Annotated in this window: 19 protein-coding genes and 1 tRNA gene; 17 read left to right on the forward strand and 3 right to left on the reverse strand. The window is 38.8% G+C overall.

All coding sequences use genetic code 11. The features are described 5' to 3' along the window. Positions 1–9 precede the first annotated feature (9 nt). A complete protein-coding gene (locus HWV00_RS07180) occupies positions 10–915 on the forward strand; it encodes a metal ABC transporter permease (RefSeq protein ID WP_211685423.1) in 906 nt (301 codons plus the stop codon). Here the strand turns inward: HWV00_RS07180 and HWV00_RS07185 are convergent. Continuing rightward, complete coding sequence (locus HWV00_RS07185; RefSeq protein ID WP_211685424.1) at positions 901–1,704, reverse strand: class I SAM-dependent methyltransferase; 804 nt, start codon at positions 1,702–1,704, stop codon at positions 901–903. The two genes, HWV00_RS07180 and HWV00_RS07185, sit on opposite strands and share 15 nt — an antisense overlap. A gap of 130 nt (positions 1,705–1,834) precedes the next feature. Between HWV00_RS07185 and HWV00_RS07190 the strand changes: the two genes are divergently transcribed. The 5 genes from HWV00_RS07190 to HWV00_RS07210 all read left to right on the forward strand — a co-directional run bounded on the left by HWV00_RS07190 (position 1,835) and on the right by HWV00_RS07210 (position 6,700). After that, the gene (locus tag HWV00_RS07190) at positions 1,835–3,001 is read left to right on the forward strand and encodes a glycosyltransferase (RefSeq protein WP_211685425.1); all 1,167 of its coding nucleotides are present in this window, start codon (positions 1,835–1,837) and stop codon (positions 2,999–3,001) included. Next, positions 2,994–4,397: a lipopolysaccharide biosynthesis protein gene (locus HWV00_RS07195; protein ID WP_211685426.1), complete on the forward strand. Its 1,404-nt coding sequence runs from the start codon at positions 2,994–2,996 to the stop codon at positions 4,395–4,397. The genes HWV00_RS07190 and HWV00_RS07195 overlap by 8 nt, the downstream gene beginning before the upstream one ends. A 65-nt stretch (positions 4,398–4,462) precedes the next feature. Continuing rightward, the gene (locus tag HWV00_RS07200) at positions 4,463–5,953 is read left to right on the forward strand and encodes a sigma-54 dependent transcriptional regulator (RefSeq protein WP_211685427.1); all 1,491 of its coding nucleotides are present in this window, start codon (positions 4,463–4,465) and stop codon (positions 5,951–5,953) included. 87 nt (positions 5,954–6,040) lie between these two features. Next, complete coding sequence (locus tag HWV00_RS07205; protein WP_211685428.1) at positions 6,041–6,469, forward strand: hypothetical protein; 429 nt, start codon at positions 6,041–6,043, stop codon at positions 6,467–6,469. Between the two features lie 18 nt (positions 6,470–6,487). Continuing rightward, positions 6,488–6,700 carry a hypothetical protein gene (locus tag HWV00_RS07210; RefSeq protein ID WP_211685429.1) on the forward strand — a complete coding sequence of 71 codons (213 nt, stop codon included), beginning with the start codon at positions 6,488–6,490 and terminating at the stop codon, positions 6,698–6,700. A 68-nt stretch (positions 6,701–6,768) separates the two neighbouring features. Here HWV00_RS07210 and gltS read toward each other — a convergent pair whose 3' ends face one another. Next, positions 6,769–7,992 carry a sodium/glutamate symporter gene (gene gltS, locus HWV00_RS07215; RefSeq protein WP_211685430.1) on the reverse strand — a complete coding sequence of 408 codons (1,224 nt, stop codon included), beginning with the start codon at positions 7,990–7,992 and terminating at the stop codon, positions 6,769–6,771. A 589-nt stretch (positions 7,993–8,581) separates the two neighbouring features. On the opposite strand from gltS, the gene HWV00_RS07220 reads away from it, so the two are divergent. The 4 genes from HWV00_RS07220 (at position 8,582) to HWV00_RS07235 (ending at position 12,845) form a co-directional block, all read left to right on the forward strand. Continuing rightward, positions 8,582–10,723, forward strand: coding sequence for a TonB-dependent hemoglobin/transferrin/lactoferrin family receptor (locus HWV00_RS07220; protein ID WP_211685431.1), 2,142 nt, complete (start codon positions 8,582–8,584; stop codon positions 10,721–10,723). 180 nt (positions 10,724–10,903) lie between these two features. Beyond that, positions 10,904–11,659, forward strand: coding sequence for an energy transducer TonB (locus HWV00_RS07225; RefSeq protein WP_211685432.1), 756 nt, complete (start codon positions 10,904–10,906; stop codon positions 11,657–11,659). Between the two features lie 2 nt (positions 11,660–11,661). After that, positions 11,662–12,435, forward strand: a complete 774-nt coding sequence (locus HWV00_RS07230; protein ID WP_255554950.1) for a MotA/TolQ/ExbB proton channel family protein — start codon at positions 11,662–11,664, stop codon at positions 12,433–12,435. Continuing rightward, a complete protein-coding gene (locus tag HWV00_RS07235) occupies positions 12,432–12,845 on the forward strand; it encodes a biopolymer transporter ExbD (RefSeq protein ID WP_211685433.1) in 414 nt (137 codons plus the stop codon). Before HWV00_RS07230 ends, HWV00_RS07235 begins: the two co-directional genes overlap by 4 nt. A gap of 5 nt (positions 12,846–12,850) precedes the next feature. Here HWV00_RS07235 and HWV00_RS07240 read toward each other — a convergent pair whose 3' ends face one another. After that, complete coding sequence (locus HWV00_RS07240; RefSeq protein WP_211685434.1) at positions 12,851–13,630, reverse strand: hypothetical protein; 780 nt, start codon at positions 13,628–13,630, stop codon at positions 12,851–12,853. A 345-nt stretch (positions 13,631–13,975) separates the two neighbouring features. Between HWV00_RS07240 and HWV00_RS07245 the strand changes: the two genes are divergently transcribed. The 7 genes from HWV00_RS07245 to HWV00_RS07275 all read left to right on the forward strand — a co-directional run bounded on the left by HWV00_RS07245 (position 13,976) and on the right by HWV00_RS07275 (position 20,531). Further along, positions 13,976–14,051: transfer RNA gene (locus HWV00_RS07245), tRNA-His, on the forward strand. 327 nt (positions 14,052–14,378) lie between these two features. After that, a complete protein-coding gene (locus HWV00_RS07250; RefSeq protein ID WP_211685435.1) occupies positions 14,379–17,003 on the forward strand; it encodes an alkaline phosphatase D family protein in 2,625 nt (874 codons plus the stop codon). Between the two features lie 167 nt (positions 17,004–17,170). Further along, entirely contained in the window at positions 17,171–18,241 is a 1,071-nt protein-coding gene (locus HWV00_RS07255) for a class I SAM-dependent methyltransferase (protein ID WP_211686417.1), read from the forward strand. Positions 18,242–18,458: 217 nt separating this feature from the next. After that, positions 18,459–19,244 (forward strand): beta-ketoacyl synthase chain length factor, encoded by a 786-nt coding sequence (locus HWV00_RS07260; RefSeq protein ID WP_211685436.1) that lies wholly within the window; start codon positions 18,459–18,461, stop codon positions 19,242–19,244. Next, complete coding sequence (locus tag HWV00_RS07265; RefSeq protein ID WP_211685437.1) at positions 19,237–20,010, forward strand: 1-acyl-sn-glycerol-3-phosphate acyltransferase; 774 nt, start codon at positions 19,237–19,239, stop codon at positions 20,008–20,010. The genes HWV00_RS07260 and HWV00_RS07265 overlap by 8 nt, the downstream gene beginning before the upstream one ends. Beyond that, positions 20,003–20,266 (forward strand): phosphopantetheine-binding protein, encoded by a 264-nt coding sequence (locus HWV00_RS07270; RefSeq protein WP_211685438.1) that lies wholly within the window; start codon positions 20,003–20,005, stop codon positions 20,264–20,266. The genes HWV00_RS07265 and HWV00_RS07270 overlap by 8 nt, the downstream gene beginning before the upstream one ends. A 13-nt stretch (positions 20,267–20,279) precedes the next feature. Beyond that, a complete protein-coding gene (locus HWV00_RS07275) occupies positions 20,280–20,531 on the forward strand; it encodes an acyl carrier protein (RefSeq protein ID WP_211685439.1) in 252 nt (83 codons plus the stop codon).

The raw sequence follows: 20,531 nt of genomic DNA on the forward strand, positions 1-20,531 counted from the left end.
AAGGAAGCTATGATGATTACATTACTCGATTCGTTATCTGAAACAATTTTAAACGTTGTATTAGAGCCTTTCTCATTTACTTTTATGCAACAAGCGTTCGTTATTGTGATGTTAGTTGCTATACCCACGGCGTTGCTGTCGTGTTTTTTGGTATTAAAAGGCTGGTCCTTAATGGGTGATGCTATTTCTCATTCTGTTTTACCGGGGGTTGTTATTGCTTACGTTCTCGCGATCCCCTATGTGATAGGTGCATTTGTAGCGGGGATGTTTTGTGCACTTGCAACGGGTTTTATTAAGGACAATAGCCGCCTGAAAGAAGACACCGTCATGGGGGTGGTATTTTCGAGTATGTTTGGTTTAGGTTTGGTATTGATGACTAAAATTGAATCGGGAGTGCATTTAGATCATATCCTTTTCGGTGACGTGCTTGGTGTTACGTGGAGTGACATATTAGAGGTTAGTTTTATTGCCTTTTTGGTGGTTGCCTTTATGTTGATTAAGGGGAAAGATTTACTGGTATTCGTATTTGATCATCAACATGCGAAAGCGATTGGACTGCCGACTGGCATTCTTCATTATGGTTTGTTATCGCTTTTGTCATTGACTATCGTTTGTGCGCTGAAAGCAGTTGGGATGATTTTGGTTATTGCGATGCTCATTGCGCCGGGAGCCATTGCATTTTTACTGACGCGTAAGTTTCAAAGTATGTTGTTCGTTGCCTTGCTGATCTCGTTATCGACGTCATTTTTTGGGGTTTACTTAAGCTTTTACCTTGATAGTGCACCTGCTCCCACGATCATTATGCTGCTAAGTATCACCTTTATTTTGGTGTTTATTTATAGCAGTTACCAAGCGAAGGTAACTGCATCAAAATATCTACAGAGTGACGATGTGGCGGAGCTAAGCTGTTTGTAAGTCAGCAAGCCATTGCTGTTCGAAATCCTTCATCCGTAAGTGTTTACGGGAGGCTTCATGGGCCTGTTTGTGTTCTGCTGACGTAAATGGGCCTGCTTGACAGTAATGACAGCAGTCATCACCAAGCGCTGGTTGTTGTGTTAACTGCGAACAGAGCGGATCTGGTAGCTGACTTGCAGTGCGGGGACTCCACACATAGGTAATGCCTTTGGTGTCTTTAACATGCTTATCACGATCGACATTACGAATGCGATATCCCGGAAAACGTGTAATGTCAAAATTCATTTCACCAAGATAGTTTATGTCGGTATTAAGCACTAGCGAGTGCTCAATATTCCATTCTGAATAGGGTTTAACATCTTTGCTGGTGATGTAGCAGAGTTGTGGCCCAGCTGGATCTAATAATTGCTCACTCGCGTTAATCAAAAAGTGACGTAAAAGGCGACGATTGAGCGTATTGATGCCGATGTTTCCACATTTTTCATTAAACTCTGTTTTTGATGTGAACCCTGGTACTAATGGAAATTGAAAAATAACCAGATCAAAGCTGTGCTTACTGACTGTCGACCAAGTCTCTGGTTTTGTAATATCAAACCCTGTTAATACTTGGCAATGGCGACCGAGTAATTGCTGATGAAAATCATCACCGTACTTTGACTGCAAAGTACTGAGTGAATCATAAATAGTGGCAGTTAGGTGCTGCGGAGCATGATGCTGAAATAAAGCATTGGAAAATGATAAGTCACCATCGCCAACGGTTAAAATACGCCACTGCGGATCAATATACATGGTCAGAAACACTCACTCAAACTAGAAAACAGAATATTATACGGTAGAGCTACCAATAATTCACTTCAACAATGCCAATATCATTATTATTTCTATACTTAATTTTAACTCTCTTATTTAAGGTATAGCAATGAAACATATCGCGATTGTTGTTCCCGAATTTCCAGTTGCCTCTGAAACATTTATTGTCACCGAGATTCAAGCATTGGCAAAAACAGGGCATAAGATAACCGTGTTTTGCTTCATTAAGCGAGAGTTAGTCATCACACTACCTGAGCATGTCAATGTGGTCGATATTAATAGTGCATCAAATAAGGATGTATCCGCATTTGTCGCTAAAAGACCTGTGGCGATGACGAAGGCGCTAATTTGTGCCCAAAATCAACATGCCATTTCAACTAAATCATTATTACTCTACGGTGCTAAGTTAGCTTATCTTGCCAGTAAGCATGGTTGTGAACATTTTCATTGTCATTTTATGCATTGTAGTTTGGCGTATACATTAGTGGCTAGTCGATGGCTTGATATTACGACATCAAGTGTAGGGCACGGCCATGACGTTTATGCCAATAATGCTGATATTCAATTTAAGTTATCAGCCTGTGATTTTAGTATTGCGGTATGCCAAGACATGGTTGAAACATTTCAAAAATTAGGCGCAAAGCACACGCACTTGTTACATAGTGGTGTTGATATATCCCGATTTTCGTCACATAAATGCACTGAGCATAAGCAATTGGAGCTGTTATTCGTCGGGCATTTAGTTGAAAAGAAAGGCATTAATTATGCACTTGAAGCGTTATCACTTATTGCTGAGAACAAAAGACCTCATTTAGATATCGTAGGGCAAGGCCCCTCACAGAAGCAACTTTATCATTTAATTAAAAAATTAAAATTAAGCGCATTTGTACGCTTGCTTGGTTATAAAACACCACATTGGATTGCACAGGAGGGGGCTAATTACGATGGTTTTATCGCCCCGTTTTGTGTTGCAGCAAATGGTGATAGTGATACGGGGCCAATGGTATTAAAAGAAGCAATGGCAATGGGCTTACCTGTTATTACAAGTGATTTGATGGGGTGTAGTGAAATTGTAACTGAAGACACGGGCTATATTGTTGCATCGAAGGATATCATCGCCTTAAAACTTGCGATTGAAACCTTCATACAATGTCAGCATAACGTGAGAGAGCAAATGAGACTACTTGCTAGGAAGCGAGTCGAGCAATACTTTAATGCACAAGTGCAAGCGCATCGGCTATCTAAGTTAATCGAAGGAACCAGAATAAATGAATAGTCTTAAAGAGATGCTTATTTATGGACTTGGTATCTTTGTATTGAAAGGACTTGGCTTCATTATGATGCCAATTGTCACCCGCATGCTAACGCAGGTTGACTACGGAGAACTGAATTTTTTAGTGAGTATTGCGTCAATGATGAGCTTATTTTTGACGTTAGGTTTAGGTGATATCTTGTTTCGTTTTGCCAGCAGTCAGATTAAAGAAGATAACGATGCAGTGATGCGCCAATGCTTTAGGTTATCATTGCTATGTGCGACGGCCTTCTTGTGTTTAGCACTCCCTTTAAGTGGATTAATATTAACCTGGTTGCCCGTTACGTTACGTTTATTTGATCTGCAACTACTGTTAATTAGCTTATCGTTATCTTCGTTGCTTACCGTGCCTTATTGTTATTTTAGAATGACCCACCGAGCTGTGCCTTTTATGGTTTTTTCGGTTGCTCAAGGCATATTACAAACAGCACTTTCGATAGGGCTGCTTTTTGCTGGTTATGGCGTAACGGGGATGATGCTATCAAGTGCGATCAGTAGCTCAACAATCGCGATTGTGGTATTAATTTATTTCCGTTCTCACCTGCTAGGGCCACGTGCTACTTTCTCTCTATACCATTACAGATATATCGCCTTTATTGTGTGTTCGGGCATTTTCGTTTACTGCCTTAATGGCGCTGAAAATTGGCTGGTGGTAATTCATTTGGGTAAGCAACAATTAGCCATCTTTTTTGCTGCAGGACAATTTGGACTCATGATTTCGGTCGCGTTCGAACCCTTCCGAATGTGGTGGTATGCAAGGCGGTTTCAAGTGCATGAAACAGATTCAAAACAAGGCGCTCAATATGCCATATTAGGCGTACAAGTCGGCATGTTATTCGCTGGTGGTATGTTGTTCATGGCTCCTGTTTTAATGGATTTCATGCTACCTGAAAGTTACCGAGACAGTATCAGTTTAATACCTTGGATGTGCTTGATCATGGCATTGCGATTTCACTCAGAGTTATTGAACATTGGCTGTTTTTTGAAGCAGAGTGCTAAATGGACATCGATTATTGATGGTATTTGTGCAATTCATTTGTTAACGCTTGGCTATTGGGCGGTTGGTGAATTTGGTCTTATCGGTTTATTGAATACGATGGTGTTGACTGTATTTATTCGTGGTGTGCTGTTTTATGTGATTAGTCAGCGTTTGGTGTATTTACCTTATTGTAAGTCACATTTGGCTACATCATGGATAATATTTACTATGCTACTAGTAGTCAATATGAGTAAAGTTGAAGGATATCGTGTTATCGAATTTCTTCTTCTCGCTGTCAATTTATTGTTATTATTGTATTTTTATCGAGATTTGTGGCGCGGAGTTCAATTTACCAAATGGCAAAGACACATTTCTAATTAAACGTTTTATGAGAGTCTAGCGTTGTAGGTATGTATCATAAGATATAGGTGACAAGGAGTCATAACATGGGGTTTACTGCGTTATTAGTCGAAGACAGCGCTTCCGTTGGTGCAATTTATAGTGCTTATTTACGCACTGAAGGAGCAAAAGTTACTCATGTTAAATCTGGGCGAGATGCGTTAATCGAATTGACTCAGTGGCAACCTGATTTACTGATTTTAGACATACAATTACCTGATATGTCTGGCATGGATATCTTAGCGACAGTCCAGCAGCGGCATCCTGATATTAGTATTATTATGATTACTGCTTATGGCTCTATTGATATTGCTGTTGACGCGATGCGAGCAGGGGCATTTGATTTTCTTGTTAAACCCTTTGATGCAAAGCGCCTTTCTATCACAGTGCGTAATGCGCTCAAGCAGCGACAGCTACTGAGTTTGGTTGCGAATTATGAAAGTAGTTTACCTAAGAACAACTACCAAGGCTTCATTGGTGAATCACTGGCAATGCAGGCGGTATATAAAACGATTGATTGCGTTGCCAGCAGTAAAGCATCTGTTTTTATTGTTGGTGAAAGTGGCACTGGTAAAGAGGTGTGTGCACAAGCTGTACATGATAGTGGTATACGTAAAAATAAACCTTTTGTTGCCCTTAATTGTGCCGCAATACCAAAAGAATTAATTGAAAGTGAAATATTCGGTCATATGAAAGGCGCCTTTACAGGGGCGACGTCTAACAGAGATGGTGCAGCGACGAGAGCTCATGGTGGCACACTATTTTTGGACGAAATATGTGAAATGGACCTTGATTTACAAAGTAAATTGTTACGATTCATTCAAACCGGCGTATTTCAGCGCGTTGGTGGTTCACAAGAAGAATGCGTTGATGTGCGCTTCATTAGTGCAACAAATAGACAGCCTTGGAATGAAGTAACTGCGGGGCGTTTTCGTGAAGATCTTTTTTATCGCTTGCATGTTATCCCTGTTGAATTACCACCTCTACGTATGCGTAATAATGATTGTCTTCTTATCGCGCAGAAATTATTGGCTGATTACAGTAGCGAAGAAGGGAAAAAATTTAAGGGCTTTGATAGTAAAGCGATTGAAATAATTACGAACTATTCTTGGCCGGGTAATGTTCGGATGTTACAAAATGTTATTCGTCAAATTGTTGTCTTAAATAATTCGGAATTAGTCACGGTCGGCATGTTACCAATAGAAATGCTGCAAGAGAATAACTCTGATACTCAGAAAAAAAATGCCCAGCTGTTACCTTATGATGGTTATTTAAACTTATTACCTCCACGTGATAACTTATCGACGTTAATGCCTGCCGAGCATGATAATTTTAAATCAGACAAAGTAAGGCTGATCCGAGATATTGAGGTGGATATCATTCCATTGTGGCAAAGTGAAAAACAGATCATTGAAAATGCAATTGAACATTGTGATGGTAATGTTCCGAAAGCCGCTGCATTGCTTGATATTAGCGCTTCGACTATTTATCGTAAACGACAGAGTTGGGCGCAGTTAACCTCGATTAACGCTAATTAATAATATATATCCTTTTTGTTTAAATAGTGCTTTACATGATAATGATTTTCAAATATAAATGAGAATCATTATTATTTGGGGTGTTTTATGCAAACTTGGAAAGTGTTAATGGAAAATGGCAACCGCTGTTTTAATGAAAAATCTTGGCTTGATGCTGAACTTTGTTATCAGAACGCAATTGAGCAGATAACGGTGAGTTGGGAAAGTGATCCCGAGAATGAAGAACTGCTTATGGGGTGGATATCTGGTCAGCATAACTTAGCGGCTTTATATGAAGAACAGGGCCAGCATTACACCGCACTACGGTATTTAACCATGCCGCATCAATGGATGATGTCATTGCTACGTGGCGAATCAGTATCAAATTCTTTTAAGGCTTTAGCAACGCAAGCTGTAAAAACGACGTTAATACCACTATTGGATTTTAGTCATCGCCATCCTATTTGTGAATCTTGCTTTGACGCATTACAAATATCGCCAGATTGGCTTAAAGATCCCCATCCAACTATCCATTAATTATACTTGGCAGGTCATATGAGATTTATATCTGCGCTACAAAGGGTGTGTTTAGTATTCGTATTATCTTTGGTTAATCCACTAGGTTTTGCTTATGCGGGTTATGGTAGCCATAAGGTATTGCTTTGTTTAACGCAATTATTGTGGAGTTTCCCTGTCATTTTAGCGGTGCTTTATATTGCGGTATGTGTTCGACGTGCTAATCGAATAACACTAAAACAAAGTAAGTAGTTGGGTTGATAATGGAAGGGTTAGCTGATTATCAGGCCTGCGATTGACAGACCTGATAAATATTTAATCTACCCTATAAAGCTAATGTAGCCTTGCAGGATAATTAAGTTCACGATATCAATAAAGAATGCACCAACAATCGGTACGACCATAAATGCTTGTGGTGATGGACCGTAGCGAGATACGAGCGAGCCCATATTCATTACAGCTGTCGGCGTTGCGCCTAGACCAAAACCACAATGACCACCAGCGATAATCGCTGCATCGTAATTTGAACCCATGATTTTAAAGGTGACAAAATACGAAAAAATAGCTAACACGACTGCTTGAACCGCTAAAATGATAAGCAAAGGTAGCGCTAAATCAAATATGTTCCACAATTTAAGGTTCATGAGTGCCATTGCTAAAAATAGCGAGAGGGCGACGGTACCAAGAATATCAACCGCTTCACTGTTTACTTTATAACTTTTGGTTACTTCGGTTGTATTTGTGAAGATCACACCTAAAAATAATGCGTATACAAAGTCAGGAATTCTTAACCACGTGATGTTAAGTAAGGAAACGGCTTGTTCAACATAACCTGCACCAACGACACAAGTTAACAGAATGAACAGTGTTTCAATGATGCTCTTACCGGTAATACGATCTTCTTCTAATTCATTGTATGTCACTAATTCCGGGAATTGCTCATGGTGATTAGTACCAATGCCATACTCTGACTCTAAGTTGTTCTTGGCAATAAGTCGCTGTGCAACTGGGCCACCGATAATGCCACCAATAACTAAGCCAAATGTTGCCGCAGCCATAGCAAGTTCAAGGGTATTCATTCCGTACATGTCACTGAATGTTTGTGACCACGCAGCACCTGTACCATGACCACCCGATAATGTAATCGAGCCAGCTATTAACCCGAGGATAGGTTCTAGGCCAAGCATTGTCGCTAAACTCACACCAATACCGTTCTGAATAATAATGTAGAGTGATGCGACAGCTAAGAAAAGGAAAACCTTAGAGCCGCCTTTTAGTAGTTGGGTATAACTAGCGGCAAGTCCTACCGTGCTAAAGAACATAAGCATTAATGTACTTTGCAAGGGAAGAGAGAATTCAAGTGTAATGTTTTGAAAGTGTAAAATAGTAATTATAATCGCCACGATCAAACCGCCGACAATCGGTTCGGGGATATTGAATCGTTGTAGTGCGGGGACTTTTTTATTAACGAGATGCCCTAAAAATAAGACTAAAAATGCGATTAAAAAAGATTCTAGTTCACCAATTGAATAAATAGTATTCATATTACCTCTTGGTTTTTATCAGCCTTACTCATCTGCACTAAATCAAAAGTACATTAAATCGAAATGAAACCGAATTGAGTAAGCAGACTATCATGCTGATTTTATGATTGAAGTTGAGATTTAACACCGAACATATTGTATGACAGAATAAATCCTGACATTGATATCAACAGTCTCATGAGTGATGACCGGATTGTTTGTTCAGAGTGTCAAATCGCCTATTAAATACCTTAGGTGCCATACCTAAGTTCGTAAACAAACGTTAACCCTGTGAGCGGTTAGGTTTGCAGTATAGCTATCTATTATGGATAGGTTTAATAAAAAATAGTTGCTGAATATACCATATTTTCATTTTTATTCATTATTTATAGCCAAAGAACAATATTTGAACTAGAAGACTCTCTAATAACACCTAAAAAACCACATAAAATATGTGCTTACCATTAATTACAATAAAATACTTTATTACTTATCTTAAATGTGCACTTTTAGTGAAAAATAAATAGAAATACTAATGAGAATGATAGTAATTCTCATTTGATCTTGGTAGTATGCTCGCAAATCAGTTATGACACTTGAAGGAAGAAACATGTCAGCTCAAATAAATGTATTAACTAGCGCAATTTTACTTGCCATATCAACGAATAGTTACGCAGCAGCCGTGACATCTTTAGATGAGGTTGTGGTTTCTGCAACACGTACTGAGCAGAGTATTAATGATGTATCAAGTTCTATTAGTAGTGTTTCAGCTGATAGTATTGATAGCACGATGGCCGCGGATATTAAAGAAACGCTAAAAGCAACACCGGGTGTTTCGGTTAATGGTTCTGGTCGTTTTGGTATGTCAGGTATTAATATTCGAGGCATGGATGATAGCCGAGTGAAAATAATGGTGGATGGGGTAGCACAACCTGTACCTTACAATCCCGGTTCAAATGAGCAGCGCAAATTCCCGAGCTCAATTGAAGTTGATACATTGCAAAGTATCGAAGTAAATAAAGGTCCGTCGTCAACCTTATATGGTTCTGATGCACTAGGTGGCGCAGTTGTGATGCGTACTAAAAATCCAGATGATGTGTTAAAAACTAAGAGTGATGAAAACGCATTTGGTATTAAAACAGGTTATAAGAGTGTTGATAACAGTTTCAAAACAACTGGCACTTGGGCAATGCGTAAAGATAAGCTCGAAACCTTAGTTATGCTGACGTACAAAGATGCTAACGAATATCAAACACACAGTAATGGCGCCGATATTAATGGCCCTGATCGTGGTGCTGCCAATCCAGCTGATCAGCAAGTAGGTAACTTATTAGCAAAAGCTTTCTATCAATTAAACGACCAGCATCGCGTAGGTTTGATAACTGAGTATTATACAAATACGTATGATGAAGATGAGCTTTCTAATGAAGGCTATAAAATGATGCCTGGTTATGTCTATACGGATAATTATAATGAAGATCTAACTACGCGATTACGTATTGGTGTTGAACATGAGTGGGTATCGAATAATGCTATTTTTGATTCATTAGATTGGAAAATTAATTTCCAAAAAACCAATTCATTATCTAAAAACTATGATACTACGCCAGCAAAAGGTTCTCGCATGCGTGAGCGTGATGCTAACGATGAATCAATTCAATTTGATGCGCAGTTTGATAAGTTAATTGAGTTGGAAAGTAGTTACCACGAGATCACTTATGGGGCTAGTTTCTTACAAAATGATTTCAGCACTAAAAATGTTGATTATAGTTATCTTGATGGGACTTCTAAGCCTGGTCATACTGATATGCCAGATGCAACTCTAACCCAGTGGGGAATGTTTGTTCAAGACCAAGGTTTCTACTTAGATGAGCGTTTGATTGTTACTGCGGGTTTACGCTATGACTCATTTGATGCGTCGCCAGAAACGAATGATGGTTTTGATACTGAATATGTAGATAGCTCGAGCGATGCATTCACTGCGAAGCTTGGTTCTGTTTATCACTTTACTGATAACTTCAGTGGTTTTGCACAAATCAGTCAAGGCTTTAAAGCCCCGACTGTATATGACCTATATTACTTTTATAATACGGGTGCGATTGTGGATGCCAATCCAGATCTTAAACCTGAATCAAGTGTGTCGTATGAAATGGGTATCCGAACTAAACATAATGCAGTTCGTACAGAGTTTGTTGCTTTCTATAATGATTATACAGATCTGATTGCTGAGGTTAACTTAGGTAAAGTTGGTAATAAGGACCATACGACGAAAGACAATATAGCAAGTGCTGAAATTTATGGTGTTGAATTTAGTTCTACATTATTACTGGACGAAGCGATTAACGCACCTGAAGGCATGTACACTAAATTTAGCATTGCGTATTTAGAAGGTTATAACAAAGACACCAACGAAACGTTAGATACTATCGCACCATTAACCAGTGATTTAGGTCTAGGTTATGATGCTGAGAACGGTCAATTTGGTTCATTGTTAAATATTAACATGGTAGCAAGTAAAGATGATTGGGCTGATGACGCGATTGCATCTGTTTCTGGTTATGCCGTTGTTGATGTTACTGCATATTACCGTCCTATGACTGATGTAACGCTTACTGCGGGGCTATTTAATGCCTTTGATAAACAATACTGGTTATACGATGACGTAAGTAGCGTAAAACCTGGTGATCTAGGTGTTGATCGCAAAGCTGAAGCTGGTCGTAACTGGGGTGTAACGGTTGATTGGAAGTTTTAATATTCATCTATAAACGTTATTTATATATATATTTTTATGTATTAATAAAGTTACGAATATAAAAACAATTAAGGTGAAATCGTCCTGAATATTTAATGCAAATGATAATTGCTATTATTATAAATGTGAATGATAATGACTCTCATTGTTATTCCAAGTTAGTATTTCAGGACGATTAGTTTGAATTTAAACCGTTATTTAGTCGCAGGGGCGTTATCACTAACATTGCATAGTGCAATGCTGTGGTCAGCACCTGAAAACACAATGTTTGCTATGCCTGTAGGTAGTAAATCTAATAGCGTATCAGTTAACTTTATGAAAGCGCCTGTCGTTCCTGCTGTTGAAACAAAAACACCGCCAGTAGAGAAGATCAAACAAGTTAAAAAGGTAGAGCCTAAAGCGAAGTCTGAGGCTAAAGTTAACCCAGTCAAAAAAGCAAAACCACATCCTGTAAAATCAGACGTGAAAAAGAAAAAAACAGCTATCCCGAAAGAGCAAAATCCTGTTGCGTCTAAATCTCTCGAACCAGAAATCATTGAGAAAAAAGAACCAAAAATTCAGCCTGTTAAGCCTGAATCAAAAAAAATAACCGAACCAGAATCTAAAGTAAAACAACAAGCCAGCGCAGACGCGAAAGCGGGGGTGACTGATGTACCACAATTAGTCAGTGAATCACGTTTTGCTAAACCACCGCAACCACCTAGTTATCCTAGACTCGCAAAACGTAAGGGAATCGAAGGAACTGTTGTATATGAGGTTTGGCTTGATGAAAATGGCAAGCAAATGAAGATTAAATTAAAAGACTCATCTGGTACGAAGATGTTAGATAAGGCTGCTTCAAAAGCTATCGCACAATGGAAGTTTTTACCTCGAAAAGTTAATGGTCAAGCAGTTGCTCATCGTGTTTATGTTCCTGTAAAGTTTAAGTTGGATTAAGTATGCAAAATTTTCCCGAATTACAAAGTCACTTGGCGTTAATGACGCAAGCCTTTCTAGACCTACAAAGCCAGTTAGGCTTAATGACGTTGCCATTATTGTTATGTTCAGCAATAACGTTAACTTTAGTACTTGAGCGTTTGGTACAATTTCTGGTTTTTACCCGTGTGGGTCGGCTGCGAATTAATAAGTTATTGAGTCAGCACAAACCAACGAATGATGACGAATTGGCACAACTAGCACAGCGATTAGGCAAGCAACGAGGGTTGATGAACCGTGGTGTTGCGATGCTGATTCAACACCGTCACTTTACCAAGTCATTACGTGAAGATGCTGCTGGTATGTGGCTACAACAAAAACGTCAACAACTGCGTGCAGGTTTAAAACTGCTGGCTTTGATTGGTGTATTAAGCCCATTATTAGGTCTGTTAGGCACAGTCATTGGATTAATCGATATGTTTAAAGCTGTCGCAGTAAGTACGGGTGCTGTGACTCCCAATGATCTTGCAGATGGCTTGGGTGTTGCGATGCATACGACAGCAGCGGGACTATTAGTGGCGTTACCGGCGATTGCTGCATCACAATTGTTAGGGCTGTGGGCTGATAAAGTAATTAATAAATTAGAACATGGTTTAAATTTTTGTAATCTATGGTTAGAAGGTTTGCAGCTTGTAGATAAGCAATGTACGGCAAGCCCTGAAGTTGCAGCTGTATGTCGAAATGCAAAGCAGACTAATATGGTCTCTAGCAATAAAGGTTTAGGTAATGCAGCATGATTAAAGTTAGCGAAGATAATGATGCTGGCGGAATCTTGCCAGATTTAACCCCGTTATTAGATATCATCTTTATTGTCATGGTATTTTTACTGCTGACGGCTAGCATTAAGTTGCAAACGTTAGAAGTGGAACTACCGACTTCAGATAATGCCGTGACAAGTGAAGTCGATAATAAATCGGTGACTATTAATATTTTAGCGCAAGCACCTTACTGGGCGCTGCAAGGTGAGCAATTTAGTGATTGGGACTCCTTTAAAGCAGCTCTCGTTACATTGGTGACAGATAAACCAGATGCTGAAATTGTGATCGCGTCAGATAAAACTGCCCAAATTCAACATATGGTTAAATTACTCGCCTTTTTACAAGAAAATAAAATTAGCGCGACCCAGTTGTTGATTGAAGAAGAGTAGCGTTGTTAACCAAACTTCTTCTCATGCGCTTTCAGTGTTTTTTCTACTTTCTGCAATGCTTGTGTGATTTTCTCTGCGACCGATGGGGATACACTCTTGTTACCTATTAACGTTGATGAATGTGCTGCACACAGATTTTCAGCATCAGCCCATTGTTTGGTTAATTGAATAGCCCAATTACGGAAGTCTGCTGCAGCGCCAGGTCGTTTTTCTAATGTCTGTGGTAACGTCATGTGAAATGAGACTTCTGGTTTCTTAAGTACGCCAATGATACTCGGGAATTTCAAGTACATTAATGTATCGTCGGCATGAATAGTCTTAGACGTTTTGTGGTAGGCAAGAACCGATGAAAAATGCAGGTTTTCATTACTCGAAATAAAATCAACACCAGCGGGAACTGAAAACTCGAAATCATCTGCAAACAGTGCTGCAAACTCGCTTGATTCGGTTAACTGTGATTGCCAAGGCAGATTTGGAAATTTGTCTTGATGTCGCTGCGTGCCATAAAGTTTAGCATTGGGATATTGCTCATGCACTTTCTTCACATGTATGGTGTGGAAAGGGTGCAAATTAATAATAGCCTCAAGATCCGCCCCATTGTTTGTTAATGCATCGATTTGGTTTTTTAGTTTTCCCTGTAGTGTGTAGGCATCGAGCAGTACAAATTTACCATTTGCACAGCGAACTATTGAGGCATGAGTGCCTATATTTAAGATGCCGCCAATCTTAAAGTCGCCTCGTATGTTCCAAAAGTTCTCCGAAATATTTAGAATTTGTTCACTCATGAGCTTTGTTACCTCAATATCAGCTTAGATTTTACGAAAAATCATTATTTATGATGATAGCTATACTAGATAAAACTAGAGTTATATATCTAATTGAGTATGTTGCTGCTAGTTCATGACAGTAAATCCAAATAATCTACTGTTTAATAGAGGGTAATGCCGTTGAATTCTGGTCGTTTTGTACTTACTTTAGCTTGTTTGTTTAAAATTAACTCGAAGGGGGCGTAAAGTGTTCATGATAAATAAGTAGGCTTGCATGTTTAATCTAACTACTGCATAATCTCTCCATCGAAACAACAGACGGTCTGGCTAACAATGCTTAGCGAGATATGTCGACAGTTAATGGCGGTTGTAGCTCAGTTGGTAGAGCCCCGGATTGTGATTCCGGTTGTCGAGGGTTCAAATCCCTTCAGTCGCCCCATATTAAAAAGCCTGCTTATATAAGCAGGCTTTTTTGGTTTTTACTTCCTGTAAAATAAATCATATCTATTAATATCATCTATTCTGCCTGTCTCTATCTCTATCTCTATCTCTATCTCTCACGCCCCTTATATTGCATTATCTAAAGGCAACAAGTTGTTTCACATTACTGTTTCCATTAAATATATATATTTACATATCAATGTATAAGAAATTTTAAATAAATAGAACAATTAATCTAAACGACATGAAACTGTCACAGTTTAGACATAAACCATCCTTATTATGCGGGTTAAAAATAACTCAGCTCATTAATCAGGATGTTTAAATGATAGTTTCTCGCAGAAAGTTCTTACGTACGTTAGTTGTTGGTGCAGGTTCAGTGGCTGCAATGCAATTAATGGGTTGTACTAGTGATTCTGATAGCAGTACTACACCAGGTACTGATCCACATACAGACCCACTAGCAAGTTACTTTCCACATGGCGTAGCTTCTGGTGATCCAAAACCAAATTCAATTATTCTTTGGACTCGTTTAAGTGAGAAGTATGCTGAAGCTGCTGATGTAAATGTTGGTTTAGTTGTCTGGGAAGCGGGTAAAGAAGATTCACCAACGGTCGCTGTCGATAACCTATTAGTGAGCAGTGATGATGATTATTGTCTGCGTGTTAAAGTTGAAGGACTAGATTCTTACACGACTTACTATTATAAGTTTATATATACCAATAATGACGGTGTACAAAACACTTCACGTCAGGGCAGAACTAAAACGGCATTAGCGACGTCATCGAATGCTAAAGTAAAATTTGCACTCGCATCATGCCAAGATTTCATCGGTCGTTATTACAATTCATACCTGACTTTATTACAAGATCATGATGATACTGATTTCATTTTATTTATTGGTGATTTCATTTATGAAACAACGGGTGATCCATCATTCCAAGATTCAACCGATGACCGTAAAATTGAATTTACTGACCGTGACGGTGCGATTACCATTAATGGTGGTGAGAAATCTGAATACCAAGCTGCACAATCATTAGATAACTACCGTGAAATTTATAAAACATATCGTAATGATGAAATTTTGCAGGAAGTATTAGCTAAATTTCCAATCATTGATATCTGGGACGATCATGAGTTTACCGATGATGCGTGGCAGATGTATTCAACATATGATGAGTTAGCAACACTGAAAGGCAAGGGCACTGGTGATAAGGCTATTGATCGTTGTACTAATGCGATGAAAGCTTTTATTGAATATGTTCCATTTGATGACAGTGAATGGGCTGATACATCTGGACATGAAAATAGCATCGCTGCGGGTAAAAATATGATTGAAGGCACGATTGGTGGTTCTGGTGAATATCATCCTCGTATCCATCGTTCGTTTGACTTCGGTAATACCATGAAATTGGTTGCAACCGATTACCGTTCATTCCGTCCTGACCACCCGATTGCTGAAGATACTTTCCCTGGTCATATAATGGCGATTGAAGCTGAGTTAAATGAAGTGATGGGCTTTGAAATGTCGGCTTCTGGCTTGAAAGGTGATCAAAAGAAATTTGTGAAGAATTGTGTTAGTTATTGCTTATGGAGTGACTTAGGCTCTGAAGATGATGAAGAACAGAATCCTAATGCTCACTTAAAATCGTCAATCTATGGACAACTTGTTAAACGTTATATCGAAGCTGGATTTGAACCATCTCTTGCGCAAGATAACGCAGAAAAAGCGCTTTCTAATGGTTTATTATCAGTGCCGTATTTAGATGGATTGATTAGCCATTTAGGTCTGACGATTGATCGTTCTGTGTCATTTGATCGTTCGTCTATCACAATCGGCGACACGCAAGGCATCCCATTTGTCACCATGGGTAAAAGTTCTCTGGTTACCTCATTTGGTACCCGTTATGCTGCATCTCCAAAATGGTATGAGCTATATACGCTATTGCGTGCAGGCCGTTATACAGAAGAAGGTATTGGCGGTAATAAGAAGAAAGTATTTGGTACTTCAATGCCAACAAATAAAACAGAGTGGGATGCTTCAGGTTTAGACCAATTACAAGATTGGCAAAATGCTTGGGGTGAAGGTCAGCAAACATGGGTTGAAGAAGAGCTGATGACTGAGGCTAAGTGGCGTTTCGTTGCTAACTCAGTATCAAATGCAGCCATGGTTGTAGATTTAAGCACTGAGTCTATCGACAGGTTTCTAGAGACATATCCAAATGGTGATTATCCTAATGGTATAACAGATGGACATATTGAAGCTGCGCAAACTATCCTTGGAGCGCTGGGTTTAGTATTACCGTCAGTGATGGGTGATGACAAGTTACTTATCTCGATAGATCAGTGGGATGGTTTGCCATTAGCACGTAAGTATCTACAAGAAAATGTGTATAAAAATGAAAATAATAATACAATTTTATTGTCTGGCGATATTCACTCATCGTGGGTAGCAGAGCATAACAGTGATGCAGGTAAGTTATTTGAATTTACCGGTGCATCAATTAGTTCAGCTTCAGCATCGGGCTTAATTGAAGGGATTATCGAAAGCATTGAAGAAGGCACTGGTCAAGATTTGACAGAGCTAAAAAACTTTATTATTGATGTGCTTGACCCAATGTTAGTACCGGATCAACCGGGTGGTGCTAGCTATTCATTCCAAGATGATGATGAAACCATGATGAAACCAGAGTTACGTGAGTACATTGAAAACAACACTAACCTACATCATAAAAATACCAGCGAACACGGTATTGTGATCATTGAAGCAAGTTCAGAAAAAGTAGAAACAAATTATTATACTTATAAGCCTGAATTTGTGACTGAATGTCATTATGATAATGCAGCAGCCTTTATTGAAGATAATATTAATCATCGCCAATTTAGAATTTCTGGTGATGCCGCTAATCGTCAAATGGAATTAACAAAAGGTCAGCGTTATAACTAACGATTGACAAAATATACTGTTAATTGAAGCCTGCTCATTTTTGAGTAGGCTTTTTTGCTTTTGTATATAGCTATGATTTTAATCGGAAATCTTAACTTAAATAAGTTAGACTAATAAAGTAATTTATATTAAATATTTTCAAAATTGAATTCATTCACGGAGTAATGATGACGTTTTATAACAAACCGGCTGAAATATCAGCGTTTAATGCAAAATTTGAAGCGCAGAAAATCGCATTCGCACCAGTCGCGTTTCAGGTCGCGCGCTGTTTATTAAAGTTCGGTATTTTAAAAGCAGTAGACGAAGCGGGTAACAAAGGTATTAGTTTATCTGCATTGACAGATACGTTGGATACCAGTGAATACGGCGTTAGTGTATTGCTTGATATGGGACTAAGCATGGGTTTGGTTTGGCAACAAGGTGACAACTTTATTTTAGATAAAGTCGGTGATTTTTTGCTTAACGATGACATGGCGTTAAAGAATCTCGATTTTACTCATCATGTTTGTTATCAGGGTTTATTCGATTTGGATAAAGCCATTGAAACTGGTACCCCTGCGGGTTTACATGTGTTTGGTGATTGGAAAACAATTTACCCAGGTCTAAGTCAATTACCAGAAGAAGCGAAAAGAAGCTGGTTTGAATTTGACCATTACTATTCTGATCATGCGTTCCCTGAAGTGTTGGCGTTATTATTCGAACATCAGCCAAAGCATATCCTAGATGTTGGTGGCAACACGGGTAAATGGTCATTAGCGTGTACTAATCACGATGAAAACGTCAATGTTACTATTATGGATTTACCTGGGCAGCTTAATGTTGCGCTGGCTAACGCGAAAGATGCGGGTGTTGCTGATCGTGTGCATGGTCATGAAACGGATTTACTTGATGAAAGCCGTACCTTCTTTGATGGCGCAGACACGATCTGGATGAGTCAATTTTTAGATTGTTTCAGTAAAAGTGAAATTTTAAGTATTCTTAAGCGTGCTGCTGATGTAATGACTGCTGATAGTCGTTTGTATATCTTAGAAACTTTCTGGGATCGCCAGCCATACGAAGCGGGTGCTTATTGTGTTAATGCTACGTCTATCTACTTTACTGCTATGGCGAATGGTAATAGCCGTATGTATCACTCTAAAGATATGATGCGTTTAATTCAAGAAGCAGGTATGTATGTTGATCAAGATACTGATGATTTAGGCCTTGGTCATACACTTCTTGCTTGTAAGAAGAAATAATCGAATAAATTAAACAGTTATTTTGTAAGCGAAGGTAAGCGTTTATATTGTTGATTATACAATCGGATAGTTGTTATTGTTTTATAAAATATAATAACGCTTACATTGTAACCTATTGATATAAATTGGCTTTAAATTTAGCTGTTGATTTGTTATTGATGATTAACTAAAATGGCGGCTATATAAATAGTCGCCATTTTAGCTTTAGGAGAAACCATTGAAGTTATATATAGAAAGTATTAGCTCTTGGTCTACCTCTTGCGCTGAACAAGCGAATAAGTTAGATAAAACACAAACTAAATCATCAGCTTGGCCAAAATTAGAATTTGTGCCTGCGATGCAACGTAGACGTTTAAGCCCTTTCGCTAAGATTGCGCTTTATACGGCTGAAAATGTGTTGTCAGCTCTCTCTGGATCGTCAGGATTATCAGAAGCTAGCGATCAAGTTGATATTGTTTTTTCTAGTCGCCATGGTGACCTACATAAAACCGCAGAATTACTTACCGAGTTAACGGCTGATAACGATATTTCACCGACCGCGTTTAGCACATCGGTACATAACGCCGTACCGGGTTTATACAGTATTTTAAAACAAAATAAGCAAGCGATTAATGCAGTCTCTGCCGGAAAGGATAGTTTTTTCTATGGAATTGTGGATGCGTATGCACGCCTAAAATCAGGACGTACGAATAAAATACTTCTCGTACATGTCGATCGTGAGCTACCTGCATTATATTCGCAGTTTCAAGATGAACAACAAGTTGATCATGCAGTTGCTATGGTCGTTACGTTAACACCAACAGCGACAACATTAGCGGGTATCGACCTTTGTTTTTCAGCAGCAGAATCGGCAGTAAGTAAGCCTGAGTTACTTGAATTAAACTTACCTGCGGCCTTGTCCTTTATTCATTGGTTTGAAGGTACGGCAGATTCAGCGCTGCAATATAATTCAGAACGTCACTTTTGGACTTGCGAACGCGTTTCAGGTTCTGCAGATGCTTAAATCCGTTAATTACCTTTGGCGTTTATTTGCGACGGCCATGTGTTTTAGTTTGTTTGGTGCTGGCGCTCTCGTTTTAACCTTGTTCGTATTTCCAATTCAAAAACTGTGTATTCGTGGTGAACAAGCGCAAAAACGTACGGCGCGTAAAACCGTTCATTATAGCTTTCGTTTTTTTATTGCCACGATGGCATTTACTCGAATATTCGAATTTGACCTGCGTGATAAAGCAGAGCTTGCTCAGCGTCAAGGCCAGTTAATTCTCGCTAATCACCCTTCGTTGATCGATGTTGTTGTATTGCTTTCTATTATACCGAATGCTGATTGTGTGGTTAAAGCGCATTTATTTAGTAATCCGTTTATTCGCGGTGTCATTAAGAATACCGGGTATATCAGTAATGCCGATCCTGAATCGCTGCTTAGTGCCTGCAAGTCATCGTTAGAGCAGGGTAATAACTTGATTATTTTCCCTGAGGGAACGCGTACTGTTCCCGGAAAAGAAGTCGTTTTTCAGCGCGGCGCAGCGAATATCGCTTTGCGTTGTGAGGTACCAATTACAACGGTACTGATTAATGTTACGCCAACAACATTAACAAAAGCTGAGTCTTGGTATCAAATTCCAAGTGAAAAAGCTAAATTTACGCTGCAATTAACACGAAATGTACCCTTAATTTCAATTGCAGAAGCAACACCAATGAGTAAACAAGTCCGCCATTATTGCCGTGAACTTGAAAATTATTTTAAACAGGAACTACTACCCCATGAGTGAATTAAAAACAGAGCTAAAGCAGCTTATTATTGCTGAACTAGATCTTGAAGATATTGAAGTTGAAGATATTAACGATGCAGATGCATTATTTGTTGAAGGTTTAGGTTTAGATAGCATTGATGCGTTGGAACTGGGTCTGATTTTAAAGAAACATTACAATATCAAGATCGATGCAAATTCTGATGAAATCAAACATCACTTTTCATCTATCGATGCACTAAGTGCATTTATCACTCAGACTCGTGCAACGGCTTAATTAAGGATTCACCATGAAATCAAGAGAACAGATTTATCAAACATTAGCCGATATCTTAGTTGAAGAGTTTGAAATCGAAGCTGACGATATTAGCTTAGAAGCAAATCTATACACAGATTTAGATTTAGACAGTATCGACGCAATTGATTTAGTGATCAAATTACGTGACATTACGAACGAGAAAATCGAACCAGAAGTGTTCAAATTAGTGCGTACTGTTGAAGATGTTGTTAATGAAATTGAAAAGTTAACATCAGAAAAGTAA

It is taken from the genome of Moritella sp. 24 (genome assembly GCF_018219155.1).
Lineage (GTDB): Bacteria > Pseudomonadota > Gammaproteobacteria > Enterobacterales > Moritellaceae > Moritella.